This is a genomic window from Aquipuribacter hungaricus, assembly GCF_037860755.1.
In the GTDB taxonomy this organism is placed as follows: domain Bacteria; phylum Actinomycetota; class Actinomycetes; order Actinomycetales; family JBBAYJ01; genus Aquipuribacter; species Aquipuribacter hungaricus.
The window spans coordinates 1-15,864 of sequence record NZ_JBBEOI010000021.1 but is presented as its reverse complement, the minus strand read 5'-3'; the positions used below and the strand labels follow the sequence as shown (position 1 = coordinate 15,864).

At 75.5% G+C, this 15,864-nt stretch carries 16 protein-coding genes; 15 read left to right on the top strand and 1 reads right to left on the bottom strand.

Annotated elements, in window-relative coordinates; genetic code table 11:
* Positions 1-25: 25 nt before the first annotated feature.
* Genes aroC through nusB form a run of 6 tightly spaced genes read left to right on the top strand, consistent with a single transcriptional unit; the run spans position 26 to position 4,372 of the window.
* Positions 26-1,207 (top strand): chorismate synthase, encoded by a 1,182-nt coding sequence (gene aroC, locus WCS02_RS05100; RefSeq protein WP_340290643.1) that lies wholly within the window; start codon positions 26-28, stop codon positions 1,205-1,207.
* Positions 1,204-1,803: a shikimate kinase gene (locus WCS02_RS05095; RefSeq protein ID WP_376984033.1), complete on the top strand. Its 600-nt coding sequence runs from the start codon at positions 1,204-1,206 to the stop codon at positions 1,801-1,803. The genes aroC and WCS02_RS05095 overlap by 4 nt, the downstream gene beginning before the upstream one ends.
* Positions 1,800-2,882: a 3-dehydroquinate synthase gene (aroB, locus tag WCS02_RS05090; protein ID WP_340290641.1), complete on the top strand. Its 1,083-nt coding sequence runs from the start codon at positions 1,800-1,802 to the stop codon at positions 2,880-2,882. The genes WCS02_RS05095 and aroB overlap by 4 nt, the downstream gene beginning before the upstream one ends.
* Positions 2,879-3,352: a type II 3-dehydroquinate dehydratase gene (locus tag WCS02_RS05085; protein WP_340290639.1), complete on the top strand. Its 474-nt coding sequence runs from the start codon at positions 2,879-2,881 to the stop codon at positions 3,350-3,352. Before aroB ends, WCS02_RS05085 begins: the two co-directional genes overlap by 4 nt.
* 52 nt (positions 3,353-3,404) lie before the next feature.
* Positions 3,405-3,965, top strand: coding sequence for an elongation factor P (gene efp / locus WCS02_RS05080; protein ID WP_340290637.1), 561 nt, complete (start codon positions 3,405-3,407; stop codon positions 3,963-3,965).
* Entirely contained in the window at positions 3,962-4,372 is a 411-nt protein-coding gene (gene nusB / locus WCS02_RS05075; protein ID WP_340290684.1) for a transcription antitermination factor NusB, read from the top strand. The genes efp and nusB overlap by 4 nt, the downstream gene beginning before the upstream one ends.
* A gap of 36 nt (positions 4,373-4,408) precedes the next feature.
* Here the strand turns inward: nusB and bldD are convergent, their stop codons facing one another.
* Positions 4,409-4,900, bottom strand: coding sequence for a transcriptional regulator BldD (bldD, locus tag WCS02_RS05070; RefSeq protein ID WP_340290635.1), 492 nt, complete (start codon positions 4,898-4,900; stop codon positions 4,409-4,411).
* 277 nt (positions 4,901-5,177) lie between these two features.
* Here bldD and pyrR point away from each other — a divergent pair, with 277 nt between their 5' ends.
* The 9 genes from pyrR to pyrF all read left to right on the top strand — a co-directional run.
* A complete protein-coding gene (gene pyrR, locus WCS02_RS05065; protein WP_340290681.1) occupies positions 5,178-5,747 on the top strand; it encodes a bifunctional pyr operon transcriptional regulator/uracil phosphoribosyltransferase PyrR in 570 nt (189 codons plus the stop codon).
* Complete coding sequence (locus WCS02_RS05060; RefSeq protein WP_340290633.1) at positions 5,744-6,682, top strand: aspartate carbamoyltransferase catalytic subunit; 939 nt, start codon at positions 5,744-5,746, stop codon at positions 6,680-6,682. Before pyrR ends, WCS02_RS05060 begins: the two co-directional genes overlap by 4 nt.
* Positions 6,679-8,028 (top strand): dihydroorotase, encoded by a 1,350-nt coding sequence (locus WCS02_RS05055; protein WP_340290631.1) that lies wholly within the window; start codon positions 6,679-6,681, stop codon positions 8,026-8,028. The genes WCS02_RS05060 and WCS02_RS05055 overlap by 4 nt, the downstream gene beginning before the upstream one ends.
* Positions 8,025-8,549 carry a PH-like domain-containing protein gene (locus WCS02_RS05050; protein WP_340290629.1) on the top strand — a complete coding sequence of 175 codons (525 nt, stop codon included), beginning with the start codon at positions 8,025-8,027 and terminating at the stop codon, positions 8,547-8,549. The genes WCS02_RS05055 and WCS02_RS05050 overlap by 4 nt, the downstream gene beginning before the upstream one ends.
* Complete coding sequence (carA, locus tag WCS02_RS05045) at positions 8,546-9,763, top strand: glutamine-hydrolyzing carbamoyl-phosphate synthase small subunit (RefSeq protein WP_340290627.1); 1,218 nt, start codon at positions 8,546-8,548, stop codon at positions 9,761-9,763. The genes WCS02_RS05050 and carA overlap by 4 nt, the downstream gene beginning before the upstream one ends.
* Positions 9,763-13,083 carry a carbamoyl-phosphate synthase large subunit gene (gene carB / locus WCS02_RS05040; RefSeq protein ID WP_340290624.1) on the top strand — a complete coding sequence of 1,107 codons (3,321 nt, stop codon included), beginning with the start codon at positions 9,763-9,765 and terminating at the stop codon, positions 13,081-13,083. Before carA ends, carB begins: the two co-directional genes overlap by 1 nt.
* Positions 13,080-13,997, top strand: a complete 918-nt coding sequence (locus WCS02_RS05035) for an iron-sulfur cluster-binding protein (RefSeq protein WP_340290621.1) — start codon at positions 13,080-13,082, stop codon at positions 13,995-13,997. The genes carB and WCS02_RS05035 overlap by 4 nt, the downstream gene beginning before the upstream one ends.
* Positions 13,994-15,064 carry a dihydroorotate dehydrogenase gene (locus WCS02_RS05030; protein WP_340290618.1) on the top strand — a complete coding sequence of 357 codons (1,071 nt, stop codon included), beginning with the start codon at positions 13,994-13,996 and terminating at the stop codon, positions 15,062-15,064. Before WCS02_RS05035 ends, WCS02_RS05030 begins: the two co-directional genes overlap by 4 nt.
* Positions 15,061-15,864 (top strand): orotidine-5'-phosphate decarboxylase (gene pyrF, locus WCS02_RS05025; protein ID WP_340290614.1); only part of this gene is annotated, 804 nt, incomplete at its 3' end. The genes WCS02_RS05030 and pyrF, both read left to right, overlap by 4 nt.

Sequence of the window (15,864 nt, the reverse complement as noted above, 5' to 3'; positions counted from 1 at the left end):
ACGGGTGCGTGGGACGATGACGCCCATGCGATGGATCACCGCCGGGGAGAGCCACGGCCCAGCCCTGGTGGGTGTCGTCGAGGGTGTGCCGGCCGGTGTCCGGGTCACCTCCGACGACGTCGCCGCCGTGCTCGCCCGCCGCCGGCTCGGCTACGGCCGCGGGGCCCGGATGAAGTTCGAGCAGGACCAGGTGAGCTTCCTCGGGGGCCTGCGGCACGGCGTGACCATGGGCGGCCCGCTCGCGGTCCAGGTGGCCAACACCGAGTGGCCCAAGTGGCAGACCGTCATGGCACCGGACCCGGTCGACGCCGACGTCCTCGCCGGCCAGGCCCGCAACGCCCCCCTCACCCGCCCCCGGCCCGGCCACGCCGACCTGGTCGGCATGCAGAAGTACGGCTTCGACGACGCCCGCCCCGTCCTCGAGCGCGCCAGCGCCCGCGAGACCGCCGCCCGGGTCGCGCTGGGCACGGTCGCGGCCGCGCTGCTCGAGCAGGCCGCCGGCGTCCGGCTGGTCAGCCACACCGTCGCCGTCGGCACGGTCGCCGTCCCCGAGGGCACGACGCTGCCGCTGCCCGACGACGTGGCCGCGCTCGACGCCGACCCGGTCCGCTGTCACGACGGGGCCACCAGCCGGGCGATGGTGGAGGAGATCGACGCCGCCCGCAAGGACGGCGACACCCTCGGCGGCGTCGTCGAGGTGCTCGCCTACGGCCTGCCGCCGGGCCTGGGCAGCCACGTCCACGGCGACCGCCGCCTCGACGGCCGGCTCGCCGGCGCCGTCATGGGCATCCAGGCCATGAAGGGCGTGGAGATCGGCGACGGCTTCACCACCGCCCGTCGCCGCGGCTCCGCCGCCCACGACGAGATCGAGACCGGCGAGGACGGCCGCCTGCGCCGCCGCACCGGGCGCGCCGGCGGCACCGAGGGCGGCATGAGCACCGGCGACGTGCTCCGCGTGCGCGCCGCCATGAAGCCGATCAGCACCGTCCCGCGGGCGCTGGCCACCATCGATACCGCCACCGGCGAGCCGGCGGTGGCCATCAACCAGCGCTCCGACGTGTGCGCGGTCCCCGCCTCGGGCGTCGTCGCCGAGGCCGAGGTGGCCCTCGTGCTCGCCCAGGCGCTGCTCGAGAAGTTCGGCGGCGACAGCGTCGGGGAGACCGCGCGCAACGTCCGGGGCTATCTCGACGGCCTGGTGCTGCGGTGACCGACCCCGCGGGCGCCGGCGTGCCGGCACCCTCCGGCGCGGCGGGCCGCCGCCCCGGCGTCGACGCCCCGCTCGTGGTCCTCGTCGGGCCGCCCGGGGCCGGCAAGACCACCGTCGCCACCGCGCTGGCGACGCGGCTCGGTGCCGACGTGCGCGACACCGACGCCGACGTCGAGGCGGGCACGGGCACGCCGATCCCCGACATCTTCCTGTACTCGGGGGAGCCGGCCTTCCGCGACCTCGAGCGCGACGCGGTCGCCGCGGCTCTCGCCGAGCACAGGGGCGTGCTCGCCCTCGGCGGCGGCGCCCCGGTCGACCCCGAGACGCGCGAGCGGCTGCGCGGGCACCGCGTGGTGTTCCTCGACGTCGGCCTCGCCGCGGCCGCCCGCCGGGTCGGCATGGACGCGCCCCGGCCGCTCCTGCTCGACGCCCCGCGCGCGACGTGGACCCGGCTCATGGACGTCCGCCGTCCCGTCTACACCGAGCTCGCCACCGCGGTCGTGCACACCAGCGACCTCGACCCCGACCAGGTCGTCGACCAGGTCCTGGCCGCGTTCCCCGACCTGACCGGAGACCTGGAGGTCCCTGCCCCGTGAGCGAGCCGACCGTCGTCCGGGTCGAGGGCGAGCAGCCCTACGACGTCGTCATCGGCCACCGCCTGCTCGACCGGCTGCCGGCGCTGCTCGGCGGCGGCGTGCGTCGCGTGCTCGTCGTGCACCCGCGCGCGCTGCGGGCCACGGGCGACGCCGTCCGCGAGGACCTCGCCGCGTCCGGGTACGAGGCCGTCACCGCCGAGGTGCCCGACGGCGAGGAGGCCAAGGTCGCCCAGGTCGCCTCCTTCTGCTGGCAGGTGCTCGGCCAGGCCGGGTTCACCCGCTCCGACGCCGTGGTCGGGGTCGGCGGCGGTGCCGTCACAGACCTCGCCGGCTTCGTCGCCGCGACGTGGCTGCGCGGTGTCAAGGTCGTCCACGTCCCCACCACGCTGCTCGGCATGGTCGACGCGGCCGTCGGCGGCAAGACCGGCATCAACACCACCGAGGGCAAGAACCTCGTCGGCGCGTTCCACCCGCCCGCGGGCGTGCTCGCCGACCTGTCCGCCCTGGAGACCCTGCCCCAGTTCGACCTGCGCGCCGGCATGGCCGAGGTCGTCAAGTGCGGGTTCATCGCCGACCCCGGCATCCTCAGCCTCGTCGAGCAGCAGCCCGACGAGGCCGTCCGCTGGGACAGCCCCGTGCTGGCCGAGCTCGTCGAGCGCTCGGTGAGCGTCAAGGCGGCCGTGGTGGGGGAGGACCTCACCGAGACCGGCCTGCGCGAGGTGCTCAACTACGGGCACACCTTCGGCCACGCCATCGAGCTGGTCGAGCGGTTCACCTGGCGCCACGGTGCGGCCGTCAGCGTGGGGATGGTCTACGCCGCCGAGCTGGGCCGGCTCGCCGGCCACCTGCCGGAGAAGGTCGTCGACCGCCACCGCAGCATCCTCGCCGGGCTCGGCCTGCCCATCGCCTACCGCGGCGACCGCTGGTCCGCCCTCTACGACGGCATGCGCAAGGACAAGAAGACCCGCGGCGACCTGCTGCGCTTCGTCGTGCTCGACGGCTCCGGCCGGCCCACCCGGCTCGAGGGCCCCGACCCGGCGCTGCTGCAGGCGGCCTACGTCGAGGTCAGCGACTCGTGAGCGACGCCGCCCCGGCTCCCCGCCCGGAGGTGCTCGTGCTCAACGGGCCCAACCTGTCCCGGCTCGGCAGCCGCGAGCCGGACGTCTACGGCCGCACCGACCACGACGGGCTGGTCGCGCTCGTCGCCCGCGCGGCCGACGAGCTCGGCGTCCGGGCGGAGGTCCGCCAGAGCGACGACGAGTCCGACCTGGTCGCGTGGCTGCACGAGGCGGTCGACCGCGGCCTGCACGTCGTGGTCAACCCCGCGGCGTTCACCCACTACTCCTACGCGCTGCGCGACGCCGCCGCGCTCGTCACCGGCGCGGGCCTCGTGCTGGTCGAGGTGCACATCAGCAACCCGGGCGCGCGCGAGCAGTTCCGCCGCCACAGCGTCGTCACGCCCGTGGCGACCGGGGTCGTCGCGGGCTTCGGGGTCGCCGGGTACGCGCTCGCGCTGCACGCGGTCGTCGGCGCCGCCGCCGCCCGCTGAGGGACGCCCGACGGCGCAGGCCGCCGCGCCAGGGCCGATAGGATCGCGCACCATGGCGACGACCAACGACCTCAAGAACGGCCTCGTGCTGAACATCGACGGCAACCTCTGGACCGTGGTGGAGTTCCAGCACGTCAAGCCGGGCAAGGGCCCCGCCTTCGTCCGCACCAAGCTCAAGAACGTCCTGTCCGGCAAGGTCGTCGACAAGACGTTCAACGCCGGCCTCAAGGTCGAGACCGCCACGGTGGACAAGCGGGACATGCAGTACCTGTACGCCGACGGCGAGGACTACGTGTTCATGGACTCCAGCACGTACGACCAGCTGAACGTCCCCCGCGCCACCGTGGGCGAGGCCGCGGACTTCCTGCTGGAGAACCAGGACGCGGTCGTCGCCGTCCACGAGGGCACGGTGCTGTACGTCGAGCTGCCCGCCTCGGTCGAGCTGGTCATCAGCCACACCGACCCCGGCCTGCAGGGCGACCGGTCCACCGGCGGCACCAAGCCGGCGACGCTGGAGACCGGCCGCGAGATCCAGGTGCCGCTGTTCCTCGAGACCGGCACCAAGGTCAAGGTCGACACCCGCTCGGGTGACTACCTCGGGCGCGTCAGCTGAGCGCCCGGCACAAGGCCCGCAAGCGGGCCCTCGACGTCCTGTTCGAGGCCGAGCAGCGCCGGCTGGAGCCGATCGGCCTGCTCGCCACCCGGATCCAGGACGGCGAGCCGCCCGTCCCGGAGTACGCCGTCACCCTCGTCGAGGGTGTCGTCGCCCACCAGGTGCAGATCGACGAGGCGCTGGCCACGTACGCCCACGGCTGGACGCTGGACCGGATGCCGTCGGTGGACCGGGGCATCCTGCGCATCGCCACGTGGGAGCTGCTCCACGCCGAGGACGTGCCGGACGACGTCGTCATCAGCGAGGCCGTCACGCTGGCGTCGGAGCTGTCGACCGACGAGTCGCCCGCCTTCGTCAACGGGCTGCTCGCGCGGATCCGGAGCCTCAAGGCGACGCTGCAGGCCTGAGGTCCGGCCCCACGGGGGCTGGGGGCTCCTCTGCCCTCAGTCCAGGACGGCCCGGCGGGCGTCGGCGTCCAGCACCTGCCAGCTGATGAGCTGGTCGACCAGCGCGGCGGGCGCGAGGTCGTAGATGACGGCCAGCGAGCGCAGGTCGTCGGCGCGGATCGACAGGATCTTGCCGTTGTAGTCGCCGCGCTGGGACTGGATGGTCTGGGCGTAGCGGGCCAGGGGGCCGGCCTTCTCCGCCGGGACGTTCATGAGCCGCTCCAGGTCGAGGACCAGGCGGGGCGGGGGCTCGCCGGAGCCGGCAGGTGCGCCGTCCGGGAGGAGGGCCTGCACGGGGACGCCGTAGAAGTCGGCGAGCTCCGCGAGACGCTGGACGGTGACGGCACGGTCGCCGCGCTCGTACGAGCCGACGACGACGGCCTTCCACCGACCCTGGGACTTCTCCTCGACGCCGTGCAGGGACAGACCCTGCTGGGTACGGATCGCTCGGAGACGCGAGCCGAGGGCGCGTGCATAGTCAGTTGCCACCCCGTAAGGATCACGGAGAGTTACTCACGCGGTCAAGCACCTGGCCACGGAGCGTCACCAGGTCGGGCTAGTCCCAACGGTCCGTCTCCGCCACCGGGCACGCGGGTGGGCCCCCGTCGGCCGCGCGCTAGGGTGCTCGGCGACCGACGTCCTTTAAGTCCCGTCCCGTGAGGCGGGGAAGGAGGTCCACGCGACCGTGCCCGAGCAGCAGAGCCCCGACCACGACCCAGGAGCCGTCACCGACGCCGGCGCCGACCAGGGTCCCGACGACGGACCGATGCACGAGCGGACCGTCGTCAGCTCCGACGACATCGACCGCGTCGTCCAGCGGATCGCCCACGAGCTGCTCGAGCGGAACCGCTCGGCGGCCGACCTCGTGCTGCTCGGCATCCCCACCCGCGGGGTGCCGCTGGCCGAGCGCGTCGCGGCGGCGCTGGAGCAGGTCGACGGGGTCCGCCCGCCCACCGGCTCCCTCGACGTGACGATGTACCGCGACGACCTCCGTCATCACCCCACGCGAGGACTGGCCGTGACCGGGGTCCCTGTGGACGTCACGGACCGTGTCGTCGTGCTCGTCGACGACGTCCTCTTCTCCGGCCGCACCATCCGGGCCGCGCTGGACGCGGTCGCCGACCTGGGCCGGCCCCGCGCGGTGCGCCTCGTCGTGCTCGTCGACCGGGGCCACCGCGAGCTGCCCATCCGCGCGGACCACGTCGGGCGCAACCTGCCGACGGCCGCCGACGAGAAGGTCGCCGTCCGGCTGCGCGAGACCGACGGGAGCGACGGGGTCGACATCCTGCGCCCGCTGCGGCCGACGGGCACGGCCGTCCCGGGGGCGGGCGCGTGAGGCACCTGCTGTCCACCGCCGACCTGGACCACGCCGCGGCCGTGCAGCTCCTCGACACCGCCGAGGCCATGGCCGCAACCCAGCGCCGGGAGATCAAGAAACTCCCGACGCTGCGCGGGCGCACGGTGGTCAACCTGTTCTACGAGGACTCCACGCGCACCCGGATCTCGTTCGAGGCGGCCGCCAAGCGGTTGTCGGCCGACGTCATCAACTTCGCGGCCAAGGGCTCCAGCGTGTCCAAGGGCGAGAGCCTCAAGGACACCGCGGAGACGCTGCAGGCGATGGGCGCCGACGCCGTCGTCATCCGCCACCCCGCGTCGGGCGCGCCCCACCGGCTCGCGGCGATGGGCTGGACGACGGGCGCGGTGCTCAACGCCGGCGACGGCACCCACGAGCACCCCACCCAGGCCCTGCTCGACGCCTTCACCCTGCGCCGGCACCTGCGCGGGGGCGAGGGTGACCTCGCCGGCGTCCGGGTCGCGGTGGTCGGCGACGTCCTGCACAGCCGGGTGGCCCGCTCCAACGTCCACCTGCTCCACACCCTCGGCGCCGAGGTCACGCTCGTCGCGCCGCCGACCCTGCTGCCGCTCGGCGTCGGGAGCTGGCCCTGCGCCACGTCGTTCGACCTGGACGCGGTGCTGCCCGGCGTGGACGCGGTGATGATGCTGCGGGTCCAGGGGGAGCGGATGAACGCCGCCTACTTCCCGTCCGAGCGGGAGTACTCCCGGCGCTACGGCCTGGACGCGCGGCGGCTGCGGCTGCTGCCCGGGCACGCCGTCGTCATGCACCCCGGACCGATGAACCGCGGCCTGGAGATCAGCGCCGACGCCGCCGACAGCCCCCGGGCCGTCGTGCTGGACCAGGTGACGAACGGGGTGTCGGTGCGGATGGCCGCGCTGTACCTGCTGCTGGCCGGAGAGGGGAGCGAGGCATGAGCGGGACCTGGGTGCTGCGGGGGGCGCTGCTGCCCGACGGCACGGCCGCGGACCTGCTGCTGCGCGACGGCACGCTGGCCGAGATCGGCGCGGCCGGCTCGCTGGACGCCGGCGGCGCCCGCGTCGTCGACGCCGACGGCCTGGTCGCGCTGCCGGGTCTCGTGGACCTCCACACCCACCTGCGCGAGCCGGGCCGCGAGGACGCCGAGACCGTCGAGTCCGGGACCCGCGCCGCGGCGGCCGGCGGGTACACCGCCGTGCACGCCATGGCCAACACCAGCCCGGTCGCCGACACCGCCGGGGTCGTCGAGCAGGTCCACCGCCTGGGGCGGCAGGCCGGCTGGTGCGACGTGCGCCCGGTCGGCGCCGTCACCGTCGGCCTCGCCGGCAGCCGGCTCGCGGAGCTCGGTGCCATGGCCGCCTCCACCGCGCGGGTCCGGGTGTTCAGCGACGACGGGCACTGCGTGTCCGACCCCGTCCTCATGCGCCGGGCGCTGGAGTACGTGCGCGCCTTCGACGGCGTCGTCGCCCAGCACGCGCAGGACCCGCGCCTCACCGAGGGCGCGCAGATGCACGAGGGCGACGTGTCCGGCGTCCTCGGGCTCACGGGGTGGCCGGCCGTGGCCGAGGAGGCCGTCATCGCCCGCGACGTGCTGCTCGCCGCGCACGTCCGCTCCCGGGTGCACGTCTGCCACGTCTCGACCGCCGGCAGCGTGGAGATCGTCCGGCTCGCCAAGCAGCGCGGCCTGCCCGTCACCGCCGAGGTGACGCCCCACCACCTGCTGCTCACCGACGAGCTGGTCCGCAGCTACGACCCCGTCTACAAGGTCAACCCGCCGCTGCGCACGGCCGCCGACGTGCAGGCGCTGCGCGAGGCGGTTGCCGACGGGACCGTCGACGTCGTGGCCACCGACCACGCCCCGCACCCCACCGAGGCCAAGGACTGCGAGTGGGCCGCCGCGGCCATGGGCATGACCGGCCTGGAGACCGCGCTCGCCGTGGTCCAGGAGACGCTCGTCGACACCGGGCTCATGGGCTGGTCGGCCGTCGCCGAGCGGATGTCCACGGCGCCGGCCCGGATCGGCCGGCTCGACGACCCCGCCCTGGGCCTCGGCTCCCACGGGCGCGGCCTCGTGGCCGGCGCGCCGGGTCACGTCACCCTCTACGACCCGGCCGCCCCCACCGTCGTCGACCCCGCCGCCCACCAGACCTCGGGCCGTAACAGCCCGTTCCGCGGGCGGACCCTGCCCGGGCGGGTGGTCGCGACGTTCCTGCGCGGGCAGCCCACCGTCCTCGACGGCGCCATGGTCGACCGGGAGCCCGCGCCGGAGCCCGCCGCGTGGTGAGCCAGTGGGTCGCCGGCCTCGTCGTGCTGCTCGTCGTGCCGCTGGCCTTCGGGCTGATGTGGCTCGGCTGGCGCGGCCGCGGCCGGCGCCAGGGCGACGTGCCCGAGCCCCCGGCCGCGCCGCCCGCCGCCGGTCTCGGCGAGCCGCTGCTCGACCCGGTCGAGGGTCTCTACGTCTCCACCGTCCGCGCCGGGGAGTGGCTGGACCGGGTCGTCGTCCACGGCCTCGGGGTGCGCTCCGACGCCGTCCTGCACGCCGGCCGGGCCGGGCTGTGGTTCTCCCGCACCGGTGCCCGCGACCTGTTCGTCCCCGCCGAGGACCTGCTCGCCGTGCGGGTCGAGAGCGGCATCGCCGGCAAGTACACCGTCGGCGAGGGCCTGCTCGTCGTGCGCTGGCGCTCCCGCACCCCCGACGGGGCCGCCGCCGCCGAGCTCGACACCGGCTTCCGTCCCCGCGAGTGGGCCACCTCGGCCGTCCTCGCCGCCACCCTGCAGCCCCTCGTCCCCGGAGGCCCCGCATGAGCACCCCCCCGGCCCGCACCCCCGCGGCCCCCGCCGTCCTGCTGCTGGAGGACGGCCGTCTGTTCCGCGGCGAGGCCTTCGGCGCCGTCGGCCAGACCGTCGGCGAGGCCGTCTTCTCCACCGGCATGACCGGCTACCAGGAGACCCTCACCGACCCCAGCTACCACCGGCAGGTCGTCGTCATGACCGCCCCGCACGTCGGCAACACCGGCGTCAACGACGAGGACGCCGAGTCCCGCCGGGTGTGGGTGGCCGGCTACGTGGTCCGCGACCCCGCCCCCCGCCCCAGCAGCTGGCGCTCCACCCGCACCCTGGACGACGAGCTGCGTGCCCAGGGCACGGTCGGCATCGGCGGGGTCGACACCCGCGCAGTCGTCCGGCACCTGCGCGAGCGGGGCGTCATGCGCGCCGGCATCTTCTCCGGCCCCGCCGCCGACCGGCCCGTCGAGGAGCTGCTGCGCCTGGTTCGGGAGTCCCCGTCCATGAGCGGCGCCGACCTGGCCGGCGAGGTCTCCACCGACGACGCCTACCTGGTCCCCGCGCTCGGCGAGAGCCGGCTCACGGTCGCCGCCGTCGACCTCGGCATCAAGTCGATGACCCCGCGCCGGCTCGCCGAGCGCGGCGTGAGCACCCACGTGCTGCCGGCCTCGGCGACGCTGGACGACGTGCTCGCCGTCAGCCCGGACGGCGTCTTCTTCTCCAACGGCCCCGGCGACCCCGCCGCCGCGGAGGGCCCGGTCCGGCTGCTGCAGCAGGTGCTCGAGCGCGACATCCCGTTCTTCGGCATCTGCTTCGGCAACCAGCTGCTCGGCCGCGCCCTCGGCCTGGGCACGTACAAGCTCGGCTACGGCCACCGCGGCATCAACCAGCCCGTCGTCGACCGGCGCACCGGCCGGGTCGAGATCACCGCCCACAACCACGGCTTCGCGGTCGACGCCCCGCTCGACGGGCCCGTCGAGGCGCCGGTGGGCGGGCTCGGCCGCGTCGAGGTGAGCCACGTCTGCCTCAACGACGACGTGGTCGAGGGGCTGAGCCTGCTCGACCGGCGGGCGTTCAGCGTCCAGTACCACCCCGAGGCCGCCGCCGGCCCGCACGACGCCGGCTACCTGTTCGACCGCTTCGTCGACCTCATGCAGCACCCCCGGACCGACCCGCACGGGACCCGCTCCGCCGGGGGCCCGTCCGGCACCACCCAGCAGGGAGGCACGGCCTGATGCCCCGCCGCACCGACATCTCCAGCGTCCTCGTCATCGGCTCCGGGCCGATCGTCATCGGCCAGGCCGCGGAGTTCGACTACTCCGGCACCCAGGCCTGCCGCGTGCTGCGCGAGGAGGGCCTGCGGGTCGTCCTCGTCAACAGCAACCCCGCGACGATCATGACCGACCCCGACTTCGCGGACGCCACGTACATCGAGCCCATCACCACCGAGGTCATCGAGCGGATCATCGCCGCCGAGCGCCCCGACGCGATCCTGCCGACCCTCGGCGGGCAGACCGCGCTCAACGCCGCGATCCAGCTCGCGGAGGCGGGCGTGCTCGAGAGGTACGGGGTCGAGCTCATCGGCGCCGACATCGAGGCCATCGGCAAGGCCGAGGACCGCGAGCAGTTCAAGCAGGTCGTGGCCGCCGCCGGCGCCGAGAGCGCCCGCAGCGCCGTGGTCCGCGATCTCGACGGCGCGCTCGCCGCCGCGGCCGAGTACTCCTACCCGGTGGTCCTGCGGCCCTCGTTCACCATGGGCGGGCTCGGCTCCGGCTTCGCCGAGGACGAAGAGACCCTGCGGCGGATGATCGTCGCCGGCCTCGCTGCCAGCCCGACGCACGAGGTGCTCGTCGAGGAGAGCATCAAGGGCTGGAAGGAGTACGAGCTCGAGCTCATGCGCGACCGGGCGGACAACGTCGTCGTCGTCTGCTCGATCGAGAACCTCGACCCGATGGGCGTGCACACCGGCGACTCCATCACCGTCGCCCCCGCGCTCACCCTCACCGACCGGGAGTACCAGCGGCTGCGCGACATCTCCCTCGCGGTCATCCGGGGGGTCGGGGTGGACACCGGCGGCTGCAACATCCAGTTCGCGGTGGACCCCCGGGACGGCCGGGTCGTCGTCATCGAGATGAACCCCCGCGTGTCCCGCTCCAGCGCGCTCGCGTCCAAGGCGACCGGGTTCCCCATCGCCAAGATCGCCGCCCGTCTGGCGATCGGCTACACCCTCGACGAGATCCCCAACGACATCACCGGGTCCACGCCGGCGAGCTTCGAGCCGTCGCTGGACTACGTCGTGGTGAAGATCCCGCGCTTCGCGTTCGAGAAGTTCCCGGCCGCCGACCGCACCCTGACGACCACCATGAAGTCCGTCGGCGAGGCCATGGCCATCGGCCGCAGCTTCACCGAGGCGCTGCAGAAGGCGACTCGCTCGCTGGAGCGGCGCGGGTCGACGTTCCGGTTCCCCGTGCTGGCGGACGTCACGGACGCCGACCTCGATGCGCTGCTCGCGGCCACGGTCCAGCCCACCGAGGACCGGCTCGTCGCGGTCCAGCAGGCGCTGTGGGCCGGGGCGAGCGTCGAGCAGGTCCACGAGGCGACGGGGATCGACCCCTGGTTCCTCGACCAGATGGCGCTGCTGTGCGACGTCGCCCGCGAGGTCGCCGCGGCCCCCACCCTGGACGCCGCCACGCTGCGGCGGGCCAAGCGCCACGGCTTCTCCGACGCCCAGCTCGGCGAGCTGCGGGGGATGGCCGAGCCCGTCGTCCGCGGCCTGCGGCACGCCCTCGGCATCCGGCCGGTCTTCAAGACCGTCGACACCTGCGCCGCGGAGTTCGCCGCCCTCACGCCGTACCACTACTCCTCCTACGACGAGGAGGACGAGGTGGTCGCCTCCGACCGCCGCAAGGTGGTCATCCTCGGCTCCGGCCCCAACCGGATCGGCCAGGGCGTGGAGTTCGACTACTCCTGCGTGCACGCCGCCTTCGCCCTCCGCGACGCCGGCTTCGAGACGATCATGGTCAACTGCAACCCCGAGACGGTGTCGACGGACTACGACACCTCCGACCGGCTGTACTTCGAGCCGCTGACCATCGAGGACGTCCTCGAGGTCGTCCACGCCGAGCAGCGCTCCGGCGAGCTGCTGGGCGTCGTGGTGCAGCTCGGCGGGCAGACCCCGCTCGGGCTGGCCGACGAGCTCGCCGCCGCCGGCGTGCCGGTGCTCGGCACCAGCCCGGACGCCATCCGGCTCGCCGAGGACCGCAGCGCCTTCGGCCACGTGCTCGGCGCCGCGGGCCTGCCCGCCCCGGTCTGGGACACCGCCGCGAGCTTCGAGGAGGCCCGCGAGGTCGCCGACCGGATCGGCTACCCCGTGCTCGTGCGGCCCTCGTTCGTCCTCGGCGGGCGCGGCATGGAGGTCGTCGACGACGCCGAGGCGCTCGACGGCTACGTCGCCCGCGCCGGCCAGACCGGCGTCCGGGTCGGCCCGCAGCACCCGCTGCTCGTCGACCGGTTCCTCGAGACCGCCGTGGAGATCGACGTCGACGCGCTCTGCGACGGCACCGAGGTCTTCCTCGGCGGGGTCATGGAGCACATCGAGGAGGCCGGCGTGCACTCCGGCGACAGCGCCTGCGTGCTGCCGCCGGTGACGCTCGGCGCGGCCGTCCTCGCCCAGGTCCGCCACGCCACCGAGGCGATCGCCCGCGGGGTCGGGGTGGTCGGGCTGCTCAACGTCCAGTACGCGCTCGTCGGCGACACCGTCATGGTGCTCGAGGCCAACCCGCGCGCCAGCCGCACGGTGCCGTTCGTCTCCAAGGCCACCGACGTCCCGCTCGCCAAGGCCGCCGCCCGGATCATGACCGGCACGTCCATCGCCGACCTGCGCGCCGAGGGCATGCTGCCCGCGGTCGGCGACGGCGCGAGCCACCCGCCGGTGTCGGTGTCGGTCAAGGAGGCCGTGCTGCCGTTCAAGCGGTTCCGCACGGCCACCGGCGCGGTCGTGGACTCCATGCTCGGGCCCGAGATGCGCTCGACCGGCGAGGTCATGGGCATCGACGCCGACTTCCCCCGGGCGTTCGCCAAGAGCCAGGCCGCGGCCTACGGCGGGCTGCCCACGAGCGGGCGGGTGTTCGTCTCCGTCGCCGACCGCGACAAGCGGGCGATGCTCTTCCCGCTGAGCCGGCTCGCCGCGCTCGGCTTCGAGATCCTCGCCACCGCGGGCACGGCGGAGACCCTGCGCCGCAACGGCATCGCCTCCACCGTGGTCCGCAAGCACAGCCAGGGGCCCGGCCCCGACGGGGAGCCGACCATCACCCAGCTGATCCTCGACGGCGGGGTGGCGATGGTCGTCAACACCCCGTCCGGGCGCGCGGCCCGCGCCGACGGCTACGACATCCGCGCCGCCACGACCACGGTCGACGCGCCCATCATCACGACGGTCCAGCAGCTCGCCGCCGCCGTGCAGGGGATCGAGGCGATCGCCGACGGCGGCTTCGCGGTGGCCAGCCTGCAGCAGCACGCGCTCGACATCTCGGCCGAGCGGGAGACGCACCGGTGAGCGCGCCCGCGGGCGTGCTCCCCGCCGCCCGGCCGGCCCAGGTGACCGCACCCGTCGTCGTCGCCGACCGCCTCGGCGGCTACGCCCACCTCGTGATCGCCGACCCGGTCCTCGCCCAGGCCCTGCCCGGGCAGTTCGTCGCCGTGGCCGTGGGGGACCGGCAGAGCTCGATGCTCCTGCGCCGCGCGTTCAGCGTGCACCGCGCGGACCCGGCCGCCGGGACGCTCGAGGTGGTCGTCGCCGCCCACGGCGCCGGCACGGCCTGGATCGCGGGCCGCCGCGCCGGCGACGAGCTCGACGTGGTCGGCCCGCTCGGCACCCGGTTCGTGCTGCCCCCCGCGGGCGGGCGCGTCGTCCTGGTCGGTGGCGGCTACGGCTCGGCGCCGTTCGCGTGGACCGCGCAGGCCGCCGTGGCCGCCGGCGTCCGGGTCGACGCCGTCGTCGGCGCCGGGGACGCCGACCGGCTCTGCGACGTCGACGGCGTCCGCGCGGTCGTCGGGGCGGCCGGCGGGCAGGTGCTCGTCACCACCGACGACGGCAGCGCGGGGGAGCCGGGCCGGGTGACCGACGCGCTCGCCCGGCTGCTCGAGGAGCCCGTGCCGACGACCGTCGCGGCGTGCGGGCCGATGGCCATGCTCGCCGCGGTCGCCCGCACCGCCGCCGCCGCGCAGGAGCGGACCGGCGCCCCGGTCGACGTCCAGGTCGCCGTCGAGGAGGCCATGGCCTGCGGCATCGGCATCTGCATGACGTGCGTGCTGCCCGTCCGCGGGGCCGACGGGGCCACCCGGATGGTGCGGGCCTGCACCGACGGCCCGGTCATCGACGCCGCCGCCGTGCGGTGGGACTGCGTCGGCGCCCACGGTGCCTCGGTGCCCGCCGACGCCGTCGGTGCCCCCGAGGGCGGTGCCGCGTGAGCGCCCCCGCGGCCGCCTCCGTCGGCGGTGCCACCGCCCCAGACCCTGCCGCCGCCGTCGACATGTCGGTGCGGCTGACCGCCCCCGCCGGCACGGTCGACCTCGCCGCCGGGGTGCTGACGGCAAGCGGCTGCGCGGCGGCCGGCCGCGAGCTCGACCCGTACCTCGACCTCACCACCCTGGGCGGGGTCGTCACCAAGACGATCATGCGCGGGGCCCGGTCCGGGCGGCCGACGCCACGGATGGCCGAGACGCCGTCGGGGATGCTCAACTCCATCGGCCTGCAGGGGCCCGGCATCGCGCACTTCCTCGCCCACGACCTGCCGTGGGTCGCGGAGCGCGGCGCGCGCGCCGTGGTCAGCGTCGCCGGGGAGGACGTCGAGGAGTTCGTCGACATCGCCCGGACCCTGCGCGCGGCGACGTCGGACGACGGCCCGCTCGGCCGCCCCGGCACGGACGGCGGCGTGCTCGCCGCGGTCGAGGTCAACATCTCCTGCCCCAACGTCGCCAACCGCGGCCTGGTGTTCGCGTGCGACCCGGGCAGCGCGGCCGAGGTCGTCGCCGCGGTCCGCGCCGCCACCGACCCCCGCGTGCCGGTGCTGGCCAAGCTGTCGCCGGACGTCACCGACATCGTCGCCATCGCCCGGTCCGTCCTCGCGGCCGGCGCCGACGGCCTCGTCATGGTCAACACGCTGCTCGGCGTCGCCATCGACGTCGACCGCGGCGCCCCGGTCCTGTCCCGGGTGACCGGCGGGCTGTCCGGCCCCGCGATCCGCCCCGTGGCCGTCCGCTGCGTCTGGCAGGTGACGGCGGCCATGCGCGCCGGGCTGCTGCCGACCGTGCCCGTCGTCGGGGTCGGCGGCGTGCGCACCGGCCGCGACGCCGCCGAGCTCGTCCTGGCGGGTGCGTCGGCGGTGCAGGTCGGCACGGTCACCTTCGGCGACCCCGGTGCCCCCGCCCGGGTGCGGGACGAGCTGGCCGCGGTCGTCCGCCACCATGGGCTGGGCTCGCTGGCCGGGCTCGTCGGGAGAGCCCACGACGCCGTCCGGGACGGGGGCCACCCGTGAGCCCCGCCGTCCCGTTCGGCTCCCGGCTCGCGGCGGCGCTGCGGGCCCACGGGCCGCTGTGCGTCGGGCTCGACCCCGCCCCCGGCACGCTCGCCCGCTGGGGCCTGGCCGACGACGTCGAGGGGCTGCGCCGGTTCTCCGGCACGGTGCTCGAGGCGCTGGCCGGCCGGACTGCGCTGCTCAAGCCGCAGGTGGCCTTCTACGAGCGCCACGGCTCGGCGGGCCTCGCGGTGCTCGAGCAGGTGCTCGCGGACTGCCGCTCCGCCGGCCAGCTCGTCCTCGCCGACGCCAAGCGCGGCGACATCGGCTCCACCGCCACCGGGTACGCCGACGCCTGGCTCGACCCCGCCTCCCCGCTCGCGGCGGACGCCGTGACGCTGTCGCCCTACCTGGGCTACGGCAGCCTCGCCCCGGTCGTCGAGGCCGCCGCCGCCCACGGCGGGGGCGTGTTCGTCCTGTGCCTGACGTCCAACCCGGAGGGCGCGTCGGTCCAGCACGCCCGCCCGACCGGCTCGTCCGCACCGAGCGTCGCGGCCGCCGTCGCCGCGCAGGCGGCCGCCGACAACGCCCGGCTGTCCCCGGACGGCTCGCCGGGCCCCGTCGGGCTCGTCGTGGGTGCCACGGTGGGGGAGCACCTGGAGGCCACGGGGGTCGACCTGGCCGCGGTCGGCGGCCACCTGCTCCTGCCCGGGCTCGGTGCGCAGGGCGCCACCGCGGCCGACGTGGCCCGCCACCTCGGCGGGCTGGGGCCGCTGCTCGTGCCCAGCGCGAGCCGCGAGGTGCTCCATGCCGGGCCCGAC

What these genes read in the sequence shown, in the direction of transcription:
- aroC (WP_340290643.1), top strand. Translation starts at nt 26, where the DNA reads ATGCGATGGATCACCGCCGGGGAGAGCCACGGCCCAGCCCTGGTGGGT.
- WCS02_RS05055 (WP_340290631.1), top strand. Translation starts at nt 6,679, where the DNA reads ATGAGCGGGACCTGGGTGCTGCGGGGGGCGCTGCTGCCCGACGGCACG.
- carB (WP_340290624.1), top strand. Translation starts at nt 9,763, where the DNA reads ATGCCCCGCCGCACCGACATCTCCAGCGTCCTCGTCATCGGCTCCGGG.
- efp (WP_340290637.1), top strand. Translation starts at nt 3,405, where the DNA reads ATGGCGACGACCAACGACCTCAAGAACGGCCTCGTGCTGAACATCGAC.
- pyrR (WP_340290681.1), top strand. Translation starts at nt 5,178, where the DNA reads ATGCACGAGCGGACCGTCGTCAGCTCCGACGACATCGACCGCGTCGTC.
- carA (WP_340290627.1), top strand. Translation starts at nt 8,546, where the DNA reads ATGAGCACCCCCCCGGCCCGCACCCCCGCGGCCCCCGCCGTCCTGCTG.